Here is a 19,357-nt window from a genome sequence, read left to right on the forward strand (position 1 = left end):
CTTTTTATAGGTGCGCATCTGCCTTTTCGAACGTATGTGAGAAAAATCTGCACATTAGAAATGGCAGCTATGTTGCATATGAGAACATTTTATGCAGGCGAATATGATTTGTTTTTTATTCTTTTCTTATACACAACTCACTTAAATAGCCTTTTTCATATATTATCCACAGATTTTACTGCATTATAAATTCCTAAAGAATAAAAAATAAACTCCTGTATTTTTACAGGAGTTTATCTTTCATTATGCCACCCAGGCACCACTTCCATCAACGGTATAACCATTTACTACTGTATTTACCGCCATTGCTCCACTATCTGGATAGCAATAATACCACTTTCCACCAAAAGAAATCCAACCAGTTTCCATGTCACCATTATTGCTAAAGAAATACCATTTACCATCAATAATATTCCAGCTCTTAGCATAAGTTCTAGTCTTCTTATAAAAATACCATTTGCCATTATTTAAAGTCCAATTTCCATCAACATTGGACTTATATCCAATCGTAGATTGCCCTATCCCATTATTGCTATTTCCAAAGTCATAATCTTCATCACATTTTGGATATTTGTTATTCTCCCAACTAAATCCATCTGCAACTAATATACTGTCCTTTCTAAGAAAATATTTATCATTTCCTACAGCATCATTATTTGTAACATCTAAATGATACCACTTTCCATTAAGCTTAACTAAATTCCAGCCATGAGGAACTCCATCCAAGGTTCCAAGGACAATCTTATTTTCTATTCCCACTAAATTTAATAATTTATAGGTAGTCATAGCATAGCCTTGACATGTAGTTTTTCCAGTAGTTAATGCAGAATATGAATTGTCTGATACAAGACTATCATCATATTCAAATCTATCAATCAAATATTTATTTATAGCCTTAACTTTATCAAAATCACTCATAGAATCAGTAATCGTTGTTGAAATTATTTTTTTTAACTCTTCTGAAATATATTCTTCTTGAGTTTTTGTGGTTTTATATGTAACTTTTAAGGTTCCGGTCAATCCTCTTCTTTCATACACTAATGACTCCAATGATCTATCTAAATAATCATCCTTTTGTGCAATGCTTCTTACATAATCCAATACATCTGATTTATTATATGAAAAATCAAATTCAGTATCCCAATTTTCTAAATGATTGTATATATATGAACTTAAATCATCATCTTTAGCAAATACAACTTGTCCACTAAATGTTGATATTACCATCAGTACAAATAATATTTTTTTTATAAAGCTCTTCATTAACAAATCCCTTCTCTCCTCCTACAAATTGCTTAATAAGCCTAGAGTAATTTTCATTAGTATATAATTAAATTTAATTTTCCTCCTCTCAAGATATTTTAGTTAAACTGAATACTAACTAGTATCATATCTAACATATTCTTTATCAGATTTCTTATATTTATTATATAACAAATTTTCTATCAGTAAATGACAAAATTTCTTCATCTAAGTTAATTTATTTTTCTTAGAATACTAATAAAAGAACTTCTCATAAATTACAAGAAGTTCTTTTAAAGAGAGATTATAAGGTATTGTAACTAATTAAAAATCACTTTTATACACAAACTAGCTATATTTATATATGTTTTTGATTTTCAACTAATTCAATGAACATTATAACTTAACATTTAATTTTTGTAAACATTTACCCATCTTTATTTTTATCCTTTTATTCTATGTTTAATCCATTTTTCGCCTCTTAATCTCATGCAATACAAACTTCCTCTTACAATCCAATCTACATACATAGCTAGCCATATTCCTAGAACACCTATTTTAAGTACTATCCCAAATATGTACCCTAAACCAATTCTGAATACCCACATACCTATAAATGCAGTCATCATTGTATACCTAGTATCTCCTGCTCCTTTAAGACCTGACGATAAAACAAAGGAAATCCCCCAAGTAACCATTGCAATACTATTACTTTTAAGAAGAGTTGCTGTAAGCCTTATTACTTCTGGGTCAGTAGTATAAAAACCTGCTACCCATTCTGCAATTGGAACAAAAAGCATTGCAACAAAAACTAAACAAATTGTTGCAAATTTAACTAAATATATTAAAGTATTTTTTCCACCTTTAATATCATTTCTCCCAATATACTGCCCTACTAAAGTTGTTGCAGCTAAGCAAAGTGCATTTCCTGGAACATTAATTATTTGTGATATAGACATTCCAATTGCATTTGCTGCAATTGAAGCTGTCCCCATTGTAACTATAAAGACTTGGACTAGTAATTTACCCGTTTGGAAAATTACTGCCTCCATTCCAGCTGGAACACCAATATTGAATATATTTTTTTGAATTTTCATATCAAACTTAAATGGATATATCTTTTTAATTTTTATATTTTTACTTCCTCGTAGTAACACAAAGATTATTACTATTGTACCAATTGTTCTAGCTATAGCTATCGCCATAGCAGCTCCCATTATTCCAAAGGACGGAATGTGAATAGCATCTATTCCGTAAATCAATATGTATCCCAAGATTATATTTACTACATTCATAAACATAGTAATCAACATTGGCGTTTTAGTATCTCCAGTTCCCCTTAATATTCCATTAGAAATTTGTTCAATTGCTATAAAAGGATATGTTAACAAAGTAAATTCTATATACAACTTTGCATCTAATTTAACTAATTCCTCAGCAGAACCATACAAAACATTTATAATAGGTACCCGAAAAATCCATAAGAACAATGTTATCATTCCAGATACCACCAGTCCCGATGCAATTGCTTGTTTTGCAGTTTCATTAGCTTTTTTAGTTTGGCCTTGTCCAATTTGTTGGGCAACTACTACTGTTGCCCCTACTGATAAAGCTGCAAAAAATGATATAAACAAATTATTCATTGAATCCACCATTCCAATTGCAGACACAGCTTCTTTACCAATATGACCAGCCATTATTGTATTACATACTCCAAGCAACATAACAAAAGTTTGTTCAATAATTATTGGTATTGTTAATTTTAATACATTCTTTCTTATTAACATAAAAAATCCTTCTTCCTAAGTATTCCTCTTATCTTAAGCTTTAATAAAAAAATCGTAGGCGACTGTGGAGCCGTAGATTTTTAATATTAAGTTCCGTATTGTGCTTCGCACTCTTTTTATAGGTGCGCATCTGCCTTTTCGAACGCATGTGAGAAAAATCTGCACATTAGAAAAGGCAGCTATGCTGCATATGAGAACATCTTATGCAGGCGAATGTGATTTATTTTTTATTCTTTTAAAATATTAAACCAAGTTGATTAGTCTGTTTCAAAAGTTATCCACAGATTGTCCAACAATATAATTTCCTAAAGAATAAAAAAGCATTATAATTCCTCAAAAGGAATGCTTATCCTGTTATCGTGTGCGCATAACAAATTTAGTATACCATGATTGTAAAAAAAAAGCACATTTTGTAATTATTTATTTTAGTACAAAAAAGCACAAGCAATTGTAATTAATTGCTTATGCTTTATAATATTAATTTTTTTATATATTTTTCATTGTTCTGATATTTTGAACTAATTTATCCAAAATCTCGGAGAATTTATTAAATGCCTCTTGTTGGCTTGCAGATATCTCTTCTATTGCAGCTTTTACTGTTTCACTTCTTTCACTTAATTCTCCAACTATTGTAGCATTTCCATCAATTTCAATTATTTCTCCAACTATTTGCTTAAACAAATCGTCTGATACTTTTACTGTATCTATTGTTTCGCTAATAAGTTGTCCACTTTCATTTGCATTATCTGTTGTTGTATTTATTGAAGCTGTAATACTATTAATAATTTCACTAACACTATTTACGGCGGTTTTTACGTTATCAGCCAACTTCCTAATTTCTGCTGCAACAACTGAAAAACCTTTTCCTGCTTCACCAGCTCTTGCTGCTTCAATTGCTGCATTTAATGCTAGCAGATTAGTTTGATTTGCAATATTTCCTATAAGATGAATTATTTCAGTTGCTTCCTTAGTGTAATTATTAGCAACCTGTACTGATTCATTTAATATTTTATTGGAATCGTTTAATTTTTGCATAGCAACAGTTATATTTTCAATACTCTCACTGCTAACACTAGAAAGATACATTGTTTTAGCTAATGCTTCAGCAAGCTTATTGACTTTGTCATTTGTAGCTTCTGAGGATTGGTCTAACTCTACAAAAATATTCTCAGCTTTTTCAACTTTACTAATTACATTACTAAAAATATTACTTAAATCACCTAACGTTTCTTCTTGGAACGTCATTACTTCTTTAATTTCTTCTGTATTGCCTTTATTCATATAAGTTGTATTAATTATAGGCTCTTCTTCCTTTACTGCAGAAACTACCTCTTGTGGTGCTTCCTTATAAACTTCTAAAACATTTACATTTTGATTCATACCTAAGCTTATAAATATAGCTGCTACAATTGCTGCTATCAAGCTTACTGATGCTGTAACTGTTATTGACATTCCTAGAATTGCAGGTACCATAGTACTAGCTACAATTATTACTGTTATAACGCTAATTGTTAAGATTTTGTTATTTTTCATTTTTTTACTCCCCTTCAATTAGTAAAGTTTTATATGATAAATATATAAGCTCTATTAACTAGAACTTATATATTTAAAATATCTAATTTCATCACTTGTTCGTTGCTATTTTATTTTGATCTATTTCAATTTTTATTAATTTATTATCATTCTTGCTAATAATCCCCTTAGAGTAGGATTGTAAAAATTGGCCTTCATATTTAATGGTTTTTTTAGTCAAAAGTTCTAAAACACTATTTGCTGTTTTATCATTAACATAAACCTTACCTGAGTAATCTATTATTATATCTGCTTTATCAACTGGCTTTGGCAATATCAATGAGTTCCATTGGTGTTTCGTATTGCTTAAAGTAGTATAATACACTTTAGCTATTTTACCATTTACTTCTTCGCCAAAATAAACATTATCATTTATATCACTACCCAATATTCTTATTGTTTGAACTTTAGGTATTTCAATATTATCAGCACTGTTTAAAATTGTTACTCCATTCCCCATTTCCATAACTGCATTTGTGCTAGTCGTTGGAACCACTATGTCGTCAATATCCTTATTGGCTCTGACTTTTTCTAATTGATTCATTATATTTGCATAATACAAATCACTTTTCCCATTTCCCTTTTTTATTTTAATATAAAGAGTATGGGTTGCTGTTGAAAACACTACATCATCAACCTTATCATTCTTATTTGTAATATTTATTTTCAATTCATTTAAATTAAAATCAGCCAGTTCTCTTGTTTCACCTTTTTTAGCATTAAATGATACCGGTTCATAATATGCTCCATTATTTGTTTGAACTTTTTGTATCACAATTATGCTATTTTCATTTGTTAACCATTTATAAAACGCCACTTCTCCGTTTTCTTCACTTTGAAATTCTTTTTCACTATTATCAACACTATCAAAGACTTTAAGCTTATTGTTCTCATAATAAGCTACAAATCTACCATCTGAAGAAACTGAAATTTGATTTATTCCATCTTTTATATTTATTTCATTTGGATTTGCTTTTTTAGGTGGTTCTTTCTCTTCAACTTTTTCAGCTTGTATTTTTACATCTGAATCCAAATAAAAATTTTCTATGTATAAAAAAATACTATGTTGAATTACTAAAGCTATAAGCGTCCATGCTAATATCCTTACGAGATTTTTCATTCCTTACCTCTTTCCTAAGTGCTTCTGAAATTTTAACCTATAAAGTACATATCTTAAAATAGGATAAATTTATTTAGTTATTTTTGAAAGTTTTATCTAATCCACATAAAAAGCTGTGGCAACAGTTCTTTCACCATCCCATGCATTTGGAGAGTTAATTACATCTCCTTTATAATACATTGTCGATGAATATCCACCATCTAGAGCACCTGCGTTTATAGCGCCTCTCTCTAACATTATTTGTTGAACATCATATAAACTTGCCCCAGGCGCGGTAATTTTTCTCCCATCTATAACTAAAAATATTACAGTACCATCTTCTTTTTGACCAACTGCTGTTCTTGGATTTAACCCATCTGCCATTTTATCCTTAACTTGCGGTTTTCCATTAATTATTATGTTAGGTCTTCTAAAGCACATTGCCTCTTGTACATTTAATTTTTGTAATTCTGTAAGGGTATGGTCTCCAACAATAAGCTGACCACCTTTTGTAAAAGCTATAACATTTTCAACATTATTTCTCTTTACATTAGTTTTTGGATATATTAAATTTCCACCTGAAATTACAAAACCGCCTGGTTCAGCTCCAGTTCCAGCATAAAGAGTACCATCTGAAGACTCATCCACAAAGGCTCCTCCATTTATAGCTGCTATAGCATTATGATCTTCTGCCATTTCACTTGTCTTTTGTCCAATTTTCCCTAAATATTTTGTCATTGCAACTTTTACACCTAATGGATTTTTAATTTCTAATACATATCCATTATATCTATCTGTATGAATGTCATATCTAGTTATTTCATTTCCACTAGTATATTTAACTTTTATTTTATCTAAATCAGTAACCAAATTACTAGTTGTATCTTCTTTAGGCTCTTCGGCTTTTTGATTATTTACACCTAGAATCTTGTTTATTTCTTCTTGAGACATAAAGTCATTTACTAAATATGCATGTCTTGTACCTAGTAAAGTTGATATAAATACCTTTCTCGTATTATCATATGGTCCATATAGTAATAATAGAGGAGTAGTTACAGCTAAAAAGACAGCTATATATAATATTCCTACCAAAACTACTAAAGGCTTAAACATTTTATTTTTCTTCACATCTTTTGTTGATTTAACACTTTCTGTGGCCATTCATAACCTCCATATTATAATTTATGTCCAGTTAAATGTTATTCTTTTTATATAACTATAGTATATTTTATAATTGCAAACAATATATATTCTACTATACATGTATAACTTTTACAACTTAACTTTTAATTATTCTACTTAATTTTAATATAACATACATTCTCAAAAAATTCTCTTAATAATTCATAATTATAGTTTTTCATATATTTTGAAACATATTTGCTGGGCAATAAATATTTTTTCATAAGAAACAAAGCCAGCTATACAAAAGATACTTTTAACATCTGTACAGCTGGCCTTGTTTGCATTAAAATTCACTATCTATCAAAAAATCAAAGATATTTATTTTTTTGTCTATTAGATATTTTCCTCTAATGTTAAGCTTACTTCATTATGAAATAGTTCTTCATCTACAGTTTCTTTTTGCACTTTATGATTTTTATCAATTCTATCTTCTAAATTTTTAAAAGCTACTGACAACATAAGCTTTATTCTATTTAATTGATTAACATTTGAAGCACCTGGATCATAATCTATTGCTACAATATTTGATTCAGGATATCTCTCCTTTAGTACTTTAATCATACCTTTTCCTGTTACATGATTTGGTAAACATGCAAAAGGTTGAAGACAAGCTATGTTGGAAGCTCCACTTTCAATAAGTTCTATCATTTCAGCTGTTAAGAACCATCCTTCCCCTGTTTGGTTTCCAAGAGATAATATAGGAGAAGCCATTTGAGCTAGTTCTTTTATATGCTTTGGTTTAGAAAATCTATTACTACTTTCTAAACATTTCTTCATAGTATTTCTGTATGTTTCCATATACGATATTGCAGCATTACACAATTTTTGCGATAACTTACTTCCAGCAAGATATTTTGCTTTAAAGTCAGCATCAAAAGCTGAATAGAAGAAGAAATCCAATAAATCTGGAACAACAGCTTCTGCTCCTTCATTTTCTAAAATTCCAACAATATCATTATTAGCAGTTGGATGGAACTTAACTAATATTTCGCCCACAACTCCAACTCTAGGTTTTTTAATATTTAGTAATGGAAGCTTATCAAAATCATTAATAATTTCTTTAATATTTCTATTAAATTCTCTTTTACTTCCATTTATTAAATTCAATTTAGCTTTTTCATTCCATTTTCTATGAAGTTCATCTGCAGAACCTTTAACTTTTTCATAAGGTCTTGTCCTATACACAACACGCATAAATAAATCCCCATAAACTAATGCCATGATTGCCCTATGAATTAACTTCAAGGTTATCTTAAAGCCTGGTTGCTGTTCAAGTCCTACTGCATTCAAAGATATTACTGGAACTTGTTCAAAACCTGCATGTTTTAAAGCCATCTTTAAGAATCCAATATAGTTAGTAGCTCTGCAGCCTCCTCCAGTTTGAGAAATTATAACTGAAGTATTATTCACATCATATTTTCCTGACTTAAGAGCTTCAATCATTTGTCCAATTACAATTATTGAGGGATAACAAGCATCGTTATTAACATATTTTAAGCCTTCATCTACAGCCTTCATATCCATTGAAGGTAATACCTCAACATTATATCCTGCCTCTCTAACAGCTGTTTCTATTAAATCAAAATGTATTGGAGACATTTGAGGACATAAGATTGTATGTTTTTTTCTCATTTCTGGCGTAAATACTGGATTTTTATACGTTATTTGCTCTTCTATTGGTTTATAATTCTTTCTTTCCCTCTCGTCCATGGCTGCTTTTAAGGACCTGATTCTTATTTTTGCAGCACCAAGATTATTTCCTTCATCTATTTTAAGTACAGTATATAACTTACCTTTTGATGAAATAATCTCTGATACTTGATCTGTTGTAACTGCATCTAATCCACACCCAAAGGAATTTAATTGAATTATATCAACGCAAGGCTCATCTGCTACAAAAGCTGCTGCTCTATATAATCTTGAATGATACATCCATTGGTCGACTACTCTTAGTTTATCTTTTAAAACTCCTAAGTGTGATACACTGTCTTCAGTTAATACTGCCATATCAAAAGAACTTATTATATCAGGAATACCATGATTTATTTCTGGATCAATATGATATGGTCTTCCACTTAGGACTATTCCTTTTTTCTTATTCTTTCTTAAATAATCAATAACTTCTTCACCTTTATTCTGTATATCTTTCTTAAAGGCTTCTCTTTCTAAACTTGCTGCTTTTACAGCTGCTTTTGCTTCACTTAATGAAACATCAAACATCTTAAATTCTTGGACAATTCTCTTTGCAAGCTCCTTATCATCATCTAAAGATAAAAATGGCTCCATAAAATTGATATCATTATTTTTTAGTTCATCCATATTATTTTTAATAGCTTCTGGATACGATGTTACCATAGGACAGTTATAATGATTTTGAGCATCCTTAAATTCTTTCTTCTCATAAGATATACAAGGATAGAATATATTTTTTATTCCTCTATTAATTAAATTCATAATATGTCCATGGGCTAACTTCGCTGGATAACATGCTGATTCTGATGGAATTGTTTCAATTCCAAGTTCATATATTTTTTTGCTTGAATGTGCTGATAACTTAACACTAAAACCTAAATTAGTAAGCATAGTAAACCAAAACGGATAATTTTCATACATATTAAGTACTCTTGGAATACCAATTACCCCACGTTTTGCTTCTTCTTCTTTAAGAGGCTTATAATTAAAGGTTCTCTTATATTTATATTCAAATAAATTTGGTAATTTATTTTCTTTAGGTTTATCTATTCCAAGACCTTTTTCACATCTATTACCTGAAATATATTTTTCTTGGGTTGAAAACCTATTTATTGTAAGTAAACAATTATTTCCGCATTTTCCACATCTATCGAAAGATGTTTCCATTTTAAATTGATCAATTCTGTCTCTAGGTAATAAAGTTGATTTTTCTCCTTCAACATATCTTTCTCTAGAAATAATTGCACATCCAAATGCACCCATAAGACCTGAAATATCTGGTCTTACTACTTCTCTTCCAGAAATAAGTTCAAAGCTTCTAAGTACTGCTTCATTGTAGAAGGTACCACCTTGTACAATTACCTTTTCACCTATATCTTTTTCATCCCTTAATTTTATAACTTTAAATAAAGCATTTTTTATAACTGAGTATGAAAGACCAGCTGAAATATCTGAAATTTCTGCGCCTTCCTTTTGAGATTGCTTAACTCTTGAATTCATGAAAACTGTGCATCTAGATCCAAGATCTACAGGTGCTTTTGAGCTTAAAGCTTCATTGGCAAAATCTGCAATCTTCATATCTAATGATTTAGCAAAACTTTCAATAAAAGATCCACAACCTGATGAACAAGCCTCATTTAATAATATACTATCAATTGCTCCATTTTTAATTTTGATGCACTTCATATCTTGTCCACCAATATCCAAAATGAAATCAACCCCTGGCAAAAAGTAATCAGCAGCTTTATAATGGGCAATAGTTTCAATTTCCCCAATATCTATATGAAGTGCAGCCTTAATTAAGGCCTCTCCATAACCTGTAACAGTAGATTTAACTATTTCAACTGTTTCTGGAAGCTTTTCATATAAATCCTTCATAATTTGAACTACTTTAGCTAATGGGTTTCCCTCATTACTTCCGTAATAAGAATATAAAAGTTCTGAATTTTCACTGACAAGTGCAACTTTAGTAGTTGTTGACCCAGCATCTATTCCCAAAAATGCTTTTCCTTTATACTGACTAAGTTCTGCTCTTTTTACAACATCTTTACTATGTCTATTTTTGAACTCATTATATTCTTCTTCATTTTTAAATAAAGGATCAAGTCTTTGTTCAGTATCATCTTTTATATTAGAAATATCTGATATTCTCTCAACTATTCTCTTTAAAGTTGTAGCTTTTTCCTTTTCAGCTAAAAGTGCTGCTCCCATAGCAACAAATAATTGAGAATTTTCTGGAGCAATTATTTGATCTCCTTCCAAATTTAAAGTTTCAATAAATCTATTTCTAAGTTCTGATAAGAAAAATAATGGTCCTCCTAGAAATGCAACATTTCCTTTGATAGGTTTCCCACAAGCAAGTCCACTAATTGTTTGATTTACTACTGCTTGGAATATAGATGCTGCGATATCACTCTTCTTTGCACCTTCATTTATCAAAGGCTGAACATCAGTTTTAGCAAAAACACCACATCTTGAAGCTATTGGATACAAAACAGTATATTCCTTGGCATAGTCATTTAAGCCCATGGCATCAGTATTTAATAATACTGCCATTTGATCTATGAAAGCTCCAGTTCCCCCTGCACAGCTTCCATTCATTCTTTGCTCTATTCCACCTTTAAAATATGTTATTTTAGCATCTTCTCCACCAAGTTCTATTACAACATCGGTTTGTGGAATAAATGTTTCTACTGTTTTTGAACATGCAATTACTTCTTGCACAAAACCAAGATTAAGCCATTTAGATACAGACAATCCCCCTGAACCAGTTATATTAATTTTACAATTAATATCCCCTAATTCATCAAAGCATTCCTTAACTAAATCAATAATAGTACTTCTTATATCTGAAAAGTGTCTTTTATATTTACTATATGCTAATTTTTTATCATCATTATTAAGAACTACTAATTTTACTGTTGTTGATCCTATATCTAAACCAATTTTATAATTTGTCATATTTTTCTGCTCACCTACTCTATTTTTTAATATATTTGTATTAACAATTAAGATTTATCAATCGCTATTTTAATTTAATTAGAAAACTTATATGTTTTAATTTTAAAAAATAATAAATAATTCCATATGTATAAATACTTAAAAGCACGTCAATACTTAAAAGGTATTTTAAGGCAATATTTATGCTTCATGGAGGTTTAAAATGAATTATTTTAATGAAGGAAATAAACTTTACAATATTCAAGATTATGAAAGAGCAATAAACTGTTATAAAAAATCTGCTTCACAAAAATTAAACGAAGCATGTTCTTACTACAATTGCGGTGTTTGTTTCATAAAATTAAAAAATTATAATGCTGCTATAACAATGTTGAATAAAGCAATTTCCATTAAACGTGAAAGTAAATATTACTTCAATTTAGGTTATTGTTATGTAATGAAAGAATGCCTTGATTCTGCATTACGCCACTTTAATTTAGCTTGGTCAATGGACCCAAATGATAAGGATTGTGAAAAAGCCATTGACCTTATTATATCAAAATTTCATAAAAAGGCTACATAGGCGTTTTTTACCATTCGCCTGCAAGTTCTTCTTGTTTATGTTTATCAAATAAATTTGAATCAAAATAGTCTCCTTCTTGACCAAAAGTTGTATCAACATTTATCCATTTCTCTTCATTTGGTAAATAAACCTGGTTCCACGCATGCCCTACATAATTCTGTCCATCAAATGCTTGGCCACCAATTAATCTCACTTTAAGATTTGTAGCCCTACACATTGCTACATAAAGACATGCTTTATCAAAACAAATTCCTGTTCTACTTTTGAATGCAGGAATAGCACCGCTCTTAGGCATTTTATCTATATCTTTAATTTCCAATACTTCTTTTGCCTTTTGATTATCATACATAACATTATTAGCAACCCAAGTATATAAAATTTTAGCTTTTTCCCTGTCACTTTTTGCCTTTTGAGTCAATTCAACTGCTTTTTTATTAATCTCTTTATTAGACTTTACGCCTTCATCTACAGTAACTCCATTATAAACAGTTATTTGCTTTAGTTCCCCATTTTTATTTATCTGATTATTTTTGAAAAATGTACTTACAAAATTCCCTTTATGCTCATTAGATATTAATTTATTATTGAAAAAGGAATTAATCGCTGAAGAATTAAATGATAAATTAGGAATAACCAGCATCGCAATAATTATACTTGCTTGAACACATCCTAAAATAATTCCTGAAATAACTACAATAAATCTATTATCTTTCACACTCTCCCCCCAATTATTCTTCCCAATTTATTTTACAATCCCATTATACCAAAAATCAAAAAATTATTCATATAAAAATCTATACTAAAAATGTAGAATATTAAATTATAACCATTTTCTTTTATTCTTCTAACCTTATTACTTCTTTTACAACATCGCTTACAATGTCCATTTCATAGCCCTTAGAAATTAAATATCTATATAATTTACCTGAAATTTTATAATTATCATTTTCTTTCTTTTTTATAACTACTAATTTTTTCTTTGCTATCTCAAGTGCTATATCTCTTTCATTTTCCTTATTTACATTGGCTAATGCTTCTTCTATTATTTCTTTTGATACACCCTTTTGAATTAAATTATATTTAATTTTTTGACTGCCCATAGAGTTTGACTTATCATTTATAAATGCACTTGCATAATAATTATCATTAATAAAATTATATTCTTTGAGAAATTCAATGCTATAATCTATAGCATTTTCTTCATAACCTTTAAGCTTTAATTTTTCTCTCACTTGCTTTTCAGTTTTATAATTTCTTTCCACAATCCGTAACGCTGATTCTTTGCATTTTGCAAAACCTTCTTTTTCAGCCAAAAGTTTAAGTTTATCATAATCTATATTATCCTTCACCTTAAGATGTTCTTTATATACTAACTCAGCTGAAATAGATAGTGCATATTCACCATCCAAAAATAAATTTACTCTTTCTTTATTTCTCTTTTGAACTTCTATTTTTGTTATTATAGCCATTTTTCTTTTTCACCTTTACTTTAATTTGACTTTAATATGTGAATTGTTGGATTCTTTAACACTATTTTACTCACTTCACTAATCTTAGCTGTATCCAAATTATTTAGTCTATCCATATCCTTAACAAATTCAAATATATCCTCATCTTCAAGTGCTTGATGCAACATATAATTACATAATTCTGCCGAATCCTCTAGCGTTGATATTACAGCAGTTTTGTGAACTTTTTTCATTATCTGCAGATCCTTATCCCCAATTTCAATCTTTCCATCTACAATATCTTTTAAGGTTTTATCAATAGCTTCCTTTGTCTCATCAATATTTTCTTCACTTACAGCTGTATAAATATATAAAGTCTTTATATTTTTTGTTATTTCTAGATGAGTATAGATATCATACGCAAGACCTCTTTTTTCCCTAATTTCTCTAAAAAGAAGTGAATTTGAACTTTCACCTAATCTGTGATTCAATATTCTAAGAGGGAGCTCTTCTCCCTTTCCAAGCTCATTAAATGTATATAAATACACCATGGTACTTTGCTCAATATCCTTTTTGTAGCTAACCTTAATTATTTCCTTATTGCTTTCTTTAATCATTTTTAATGGTTCTGGTTTTTCCCCATTCCATTCCTTAAATTTTTCTTCTACTAATCTTATTGCATCTTCATGACTTAATGCTGAAACTATGCTTATAACTGAATTTTTAGGAGTATAATATTTATCGTAGTAAGACTTTATTTCATCTCTTGTAAACCTAGATACATTTTCCTCAAGTCCAATCACTTCATATTTAAGTGGACTTTCGTTAAAAGCTATTTTATTTACATTTTTAAAACTAAAATCCTCAATATCATCTTTACTCGTTTTAATTTCTGAAAGAATTACCCCTCTTTCTTTTTCTATTTCTTCTGCTTCAAATTTAGGATTAATTATCATGTCTCCTAAAAGTTCTACAGCATTTTCAAACTCTTCCATCAAACAGCTGATTGTATACACCGTCACATCATAATCTGTATAAGCATTATATTCTCCACCCAAAGCTTCTAATTCTTCATTAAGTTGCTCATCATTTCTTGTTTCCGTCCCTTTAAATACAGTATGTTCAATAAAATGGCTTATTCCTTTTTCAGCCATGTTTTCATATAATGCACCAACTTTAACGCCAAGATTTATAGCCGCAATTTGAGAATCTTTATTTATTGTAATTACTTCTAAACCATTATTTAAAATGTGTCTCTTTACATCAAAATTTAATTTAATCATTAATTATTTCGCTACAAAACATTGTAAATCACAGCTTAAATTACTGTTTAATTTCACATACTTTAATTGTAGCTTCCCCCTTCATTTTTTTCTATGACTGTCATCACATTTCAGGCATTTCTAATAATCATAATATTTTTCCAATCATAAATTACTAAATTCAAAAAAATATAGCACACATAATAATAACATAAAATTTAAATATATTTCTATATTTTCTTTAATTTTTACTTTCCCTGCTAATATTTTTTATTGCCCAATTACTTAATAATATTGTACAATATTGTAACACAATTGACGCATTTTTGTAGTAATATTTAATTAAGATTATATATGTTAATATTTATGCTATATACTATGTAATATACATTCTAAAATTATAAAAAATATATAAGTTCCAATTAAGATTGTACATCTCAATTCAAGAAATCTAGAATTGGTTTAGCCATTAACATACAATTTAACATTGCTAATTGGACTATACATACAAGAAATCAGATATTCTTTTTATATAGAGGAGGAAATAATTATGAAAAAATCTATTTTAATTGTAGAAGATGAATTAAGAATTCGATTTTTACTTAGAGATTATTTAATTAAAGAAGATTATACTGTCTTAGAAGCTTCAAATGGTGAAGAAGGTTTATATATATTTAGCACTCAAAAAATTGATTTAGTGCTTTTAGATATAATGATGCCAATTATGGATGGATTAACTATGCTTGAAAAGTTAAGAGATGTTTCAACAGTTCCTGTAATTCTTTTAACCGCAAAAGGTGAAGAAGAAGATAAACTTCAAGGTTATGACGTAGGAGCTGATGATTATATCACTAAACCCTTTAGCCCTAAAGTTTTAATAGCTAAAGTAAAAGCTTTGTTAAAAAGAACCAGAGATGATTTAGATTCTAGCTTTCAAGATTTCAATGGCCTCACCATAAATAAGCTTTCTCATGAGGTAAAAATTGATGGCATTGAAATAATCTTATCCCCAAAAGAATATGAACTTTTAGTCTATTTAATTACTAATGACGGAATTGCCTTAAGCAGAGATAATATTTTAGATAATGTATGGGGAATAGATTATTATGGAGATATTCGTACCGTTGATACTAATGTAAAAAGACTTCGTGAAAAACTTGGCGAAAAAGCTAGCTATATTATTACTGTTCGTGGAAGCGGATATAAATTTGAGGTAAGATAATGAAGCATAGTTTATCAAGAAGATTATTTGGTATAACATTATCTCTGGTTATTGCTTTAGCTGTTATTGCTTTTTTTGCACAAACTCTTTTTTTTGAAAGCTTTTATTTATATAAGAAGACAAACTCATTAGCCCTAGAAGTAAATAAATTTAATGATTTATATTCTCTCCACATTGAGACTGATAAGGATTTAATTAATGCACTTCAAAAGTTCGAAAGTGATAATAATGCAAAAATAATAATTCGTTCTCTTGATGGAAAATATAGATATATTTCAAATAATATTGCTAGTGATAAAGAAAGTTATGATACATTAACTGCATTTGGTGCTGAATTAATTAATGATGAAGAGTTAGTTAATCAAGTTGTAACTTATTCACAAACAAAATATAAAATTTTTGAAAATCAAAGCAGTGGTACGAAGAAGATTGGAATAGTTAGTCCAATATCTTTAAATAGTAAAAATGACTCTATCTTCTTTTGTATTTCATCAATACAGCCAATAAAAGAAGCTTCTGATGTTGCTAGAGAATTTTTAATTTATTTATTTTTAGGCTTAATTACTATTTCAATAATATTAGCTTTAATTTACTCAAACTTAATATCTAAACCATTAGTTAATTTAACTCGTGTTGCAAATAAGATATCTAATATGGATTTTTCTCCTGTATGTGAAACTGATAGAGAAGATGAAATCGGAAGTCTTGCTAAATCTTTAAACTTTCTATCTAAAAATCTTCAAGCAGCCTTACTGGATTTACAGCAAAAAAATAGGAAACTAGAAGATGATATTGAAAAAGAAAGGCAATTGGAAAATATGAGAAAAGATTTTATTTCTAATGTTAGTCATGAACTCAAAACTCCAATTGGAATAATTGAAGGATATGCTGAAGGACTAAAAGATGGAATTGCTTCCGGTGAGGATGCTACCATGTATTTGGAAACTATAATTGATGAATCTAAAAAAATGAGTGTATTAGTTACTAATATGTTAGAATTATCAAAGTTAGAATCAGGAACTATTAAACCAAATTTTGAAGCGTTTAATATAAATCGATTAATAAATAAGATATTAAAAAAGCATAAACCTGACTTTGAAGAAAATAAATTTAATGTTAATTTTAATTCTACGACTCCATATAGTTATGTCTATGCTGACCCATTTCAAATGGAACAAGTATTAACCAATTTAATAACCAATGCAATTAAATATACACCTCCTAAAAATGATATTAATGTAAGTATTCAGGAAGGCTTAGATAAATTTAAAATATCAGTTCAAAATATGGGGGTATCTATTCCTCAAGAAGAAATAGGAAAACTTTTTGATAAATTCTATCGTTTGGATAAATCTCGAGAAAGAACTCAAAAAAATAGCACTGGTATAGGATTATCAATTGTAAAAAATATTTTACGCCTTCATAACAGCGAATTTAATTTTCAAAATATAAATGGTGGAGTAGAATTCTACTTCTATCTTGAAAAGATAGTTTCCTCTGAAGAAGAGGAATAAATTAGACAAATCCACCATCTGCCCGTATTACTTGACCTGTTATATAAGAGGAATCCTCACTAGCTAAAAATACTGCAAGCTTTCCTATTTCACTGGAATCACCAAATCTTCCTAGAGGAATTTCTTCTTCTAGGGATTTTTTTTCTTCCTCTCCTAAAAAGGAATTCATTTTAGTATTTATAACACCTGGAGCAATACAATTTACTCTTATATTAGAAGGTGCAATTTCCTTTGCAAGAGCTTTAGTAAACAAATTCAACCCGCCTTTTGAACTTGAATATAAGACTTCACAGGATGCTCCAACCTCTCCCCACATTGAAGAAATGTTTATTACATTTCCACATTTTCTTGAGACCATATGATTTACTACATGTTTAGTTAAATACATTGCGCCTAAAAGATTAGTATTTATTACATTATTAATTTCTTCTTCCGTTGCATCCATAAATAGTCCAATCTTACTTATTCCTGCATTGTTTACTAGAATATCTAACTTGCCCATAAGCCTCAAAGCTTCTTCAACGATTTTCTGACAAGTATCGTACTTAGCTATATCACCTTTAATTATTGCACCATATCCATTTAGTTTCTTTATTTCTTCTAAAGTCTCCTCGGCGCCTTTATCATCAGAAGAATAATTAATTAAAACACTTGCTCCTGCTTTTGCAAATTCTATGGCTATAGCCCTTCCTATACCTCTTGATGCTCCTGTAATAAGAGCAACTTTATTACTTAATTTATTCATATTTTTATTTAGTAAGAGATAATTATTATCTAATTCTCTACTAAACTTCACCACCTTTTATAATTGTTTAGCATAATCAAAATATTTTTGCAATTTCTCTGGACCACCAGTTATGCTTTTACTAATATATAATGTATCTTTCTTTCCTACTTCTATCTGCCATTTAACCAAGGATATCTCACCATTAGTAATTTCAATGCAGGTTATTGCCGATGGAAAGACACAACATCCATCATTAAAGTATAAGCCTTGATCAGGTTCTGGAAATATATCATTATGAGTATGTCCACAAATAAGAACCTTTTTTTCTTTTTTAGCTAAAGTCTCAAGTGACTCATCTATCTTAGTTCCTTTATCATAATTATTAGCAGGGCTAGTAGGTGCTTTAAAACCAGCAACCCCTTCTAAGAATCTCCAAACATATCTGACTAAAAATCTGCTCCACTTCCATAGTTCACAATTTATCATATCAACTTGATGCCCATGGAAAGCAACCATATAATTATTTGAAGGCATATATTTAAAAATTATTCCTTCATTAAATGGTATATTACTATAGAGGTAAATCATTTCACGTCCAAATTCTGCTCCAACTTCTTCAAAAAGCTTTTGCTGCTTTTTTATAAACTCCGAATTTGACTTAACTATATCATGATTACCAAAAACTAAATATAATCTTTCTTTATAATGAAATTTATTTAAAATAGCAAAGATATCTTTATAAGTATAAGCAATATCTAGGCAGTCTTTATTTTTCCATAACTCATCACCATCACCTAATTCAATTAGAGTATAACCATTTTCATAATAAAATCCAAGGGCTGCTTTATAAATATTTCTATTTTGTCTTAGTGAATCAGCATAACTGCCATCACCTCTATGAACATCACTTATTATTATAATTTTAGAAGAATCATCAAACTCAATTATAGGTTCATTTTTTAAAAGCCTGCTAATAAAGCTTTTACTCTTAGAACAACTTTCACCCATATAACACACTCCTCTCCATATTACTTCATTTATTATATGAAGTGGCTCGTTGGATTGTTATATGGGTTTTTATAAA

Annotated in this window: 14 protein-coding genes; 3 read left to right on the forward strand and 11 right to left on the reverse strand. The window is 29.1% G+C overall.

The genetic code is table 11. The annotated features are described in order from the left end of the window. Positions 1-243: 243 nt before the first annotated feature. The 6 genes from CSPA_RS20255 to CSPA_RS20280 all read right to left on the reverse strand — a co-directional run bounded on the left by CSPA_RS20255 (position 244) and on the right by CSPA_RS20280 (position 11,538). On the reverse strand, positions 244-1,263 hold the full coding sequence (locus CSPA_RS20255; RefSeq protein WP_015394235.1) for a transglutaminase domain-containing protein: 1,020 nt from the start codon (positions 1,261-1,263) through the stop codon (positions 244-246). A 422-nt stretch (positions 1,264-1,685) separates the two neighbouring features. Then, positions 1,686-3,029 (reverse strand): MATE family efflux transporter, encoded by a 1,344-nt coding sequence (locus tag CSPA_RS20260; RefSeq protein ID WP_015394236.1) that lies wholly within the window; start codon positions 3,027-3,029, stop codon positions 1,686-1,688. A gap of 486 nt (positions 3,030-3,515) precedes the next feature. Then, a complete protein-coding gene (locus CSPA_RS20265; protein WP_015394237.1) occupies positions 3,516-4,562 on the reverse strand; it encodes a methyl-accepting chemotaxis protein in 1,047 nt (348 codons plus the stop codon). 91 nt (positions 4,563-4,653) lie between these two features. Continuing rightward, positions 4,654-5,721, reverse strand: coding sequence for a hypothetical protein (locus CSPA_RS20270; protein ID WP_015394238.1), 1,068 nt, complete (start codon positions 5,719-5,721; stop codon positions 4,654-4,656). Between the two features lie 96 nt (positions 5,722-5,817). Further along, complete coding sequence (locus CSPA_RS20275) at positions 5,818-6,861, reverse strand: phosphodiester glycosidase family protein (RefSeq protein ID WP_015394239.1); 1,044 nt, start codon at positions 6,859-6,861, stop codon at positions 5,818-5,820. A 357-nt stretch (positions 6,862-7,218) separates the two neighbouring features. Further along, positions 7,219-11,538 carry a 2-hydroxyacyl-CoA dehydratase gene (locus tag CSPA_RS20280; RefSeq protein WP_015394240.1) on the reverse strand — a complete coding sequence of 1,440 codons (4,320 nt, stop codon included), beginning with the start codon at positions 11,536-11,538 and terminating at the stop codon, positions 7,219-7,221. A gap of 202 nt (positions 11,539-11,740) precedes the next feature. On the opposite strand from CSPA_RS20280, the gene CSPA_RS20285 reads away from it, so the two are divergent. Beyond that, positions 11,741-12,100, forward strand: coding sequence for a tetratricopeptide repeat protein (locus CSPA_RS20285; protein WP_015394241.1), 360 nt, complete (start codon positions 11,741-11,743; stop codon positions 12,098-12,100). Positions 12,101-12,107: 7 nt separating this feature from the next. Here the strand turns inward: CSPA_RS20285 and CSPA_RS20290 are convergent, their stop codons facing one another. The 3 genes from CSPA_RS20290 to CSPA_RS20300 form a co-directional block, all read right to left on the reverse strand. Then, the gene (locus tag CSPA_RS20290; RefSeq protein WP_015394242.1) at positions 12,108-12,815 is read right to left on the reverse strand and encodes a transglutaminase-like domain-containing protein; all 708 of its coding nucleotides are present in this window, start codon (positions 12,813-12,815) and stop codon (positions 12,108-12,110) included. A 121-nt stretch (positions 12,816-12,936) separates the two neighbouring features. Then, positions 12,937-13,569, reverse strand: a complete 633-nt coding sequence (gene recX, locus CSPA_RS20295; protein WP_015394243.1) for a recombination regulator RecX — start codon at positions 13,567-13,569, stop codon at positions 12,937-12,939. 20 nt (positions 13,570-13,589) lie between these two features. After that, entirely contained in the window at positions 13,590-14,831 is a 1,242-nt protein-coding gene (locus CSPA_RS20300) for a M16 family metallopeptidase (RefSeq protein ID WP_015394244.1), read from the reverse strand. A gap of 529 nt (positions 14,832-15,360) precedes the next feature. On the opposite strand from CSPA_RS20300, the gene CSPA_RS20305 reads away from it, so the two are divergent. Together CSPA_RS20305 and CSPA_RS20310 are read left to right on the forward strand one after the other, a co-directional pair. Next, positions 15,361-16,032, forward strand: coding sequence for a response regulator transcription factor (locus CSPA_RS20305; RefSeq protein ID WP_015394245.1), 672 nt, complete (start codon positions 15,361-15,363; stop codon positions 16,030-16,032). Beyond that, a complete protein-coding gene (locus CSPA_RS20310) occupies positions 16,032-17,546 on the forward strand; it encodes a HAMP domain-containing sensor histidine kinase (RefSeq protein ID WP_015394246.1) in 1,515 nt (504 codons plus the stop codon). Before CSPA_RS20305 ends, CSPA_RS20310 begins: the two co-directional genes overlap by 1 nt. 1 nt (position 17,547) lies before the next feature. Here the strand turns inward: CSPA_RS20310 and ymfI are convergent, their stop codons facing one another. Both ymfI and CSPA_RS20320 read right to left on the reverse strand, forming a co-directional pair. Then, positions 17,548-18,291: an elongation factor P 5-aminopentanone reductase gene (gene ymfI, locus CSPA_RS20315; RefSeq protein WP_017810437.1), complete on the reverse strand. Its 744-nt coding sequence runs from the start codon at positions 18,289-18,291 to the stop codon at positions 17,548-17,550. Positions 18,292-18,348: 57 nt separating this feature from the next. Beyond that, positions 18,349-19,281, reverse strand: a complete 933-nt coding sequence (locus CSPA_RS20320) for a metallophosphoesterase (RefSeq protein WP_015394248.1) — start codon at positions 19,279-19,281, stop codon at positions 18,349-18,351. Between the last annotated feature and the right edge of the window lie 76 nt (positions 19,282-19,357).

Origin of the sequence: Clostridium saccharoperbutylacetonicum N1-4(HMT) (genome assembly GCF_000340885.1) — a bacterium.
Classification (GTDB): Bacteria; Bacillota; Clostridia; order Clostridiales; family Clostridiaceae; genus Clostridium; species Clostridium saccharoperbutylacetonicum.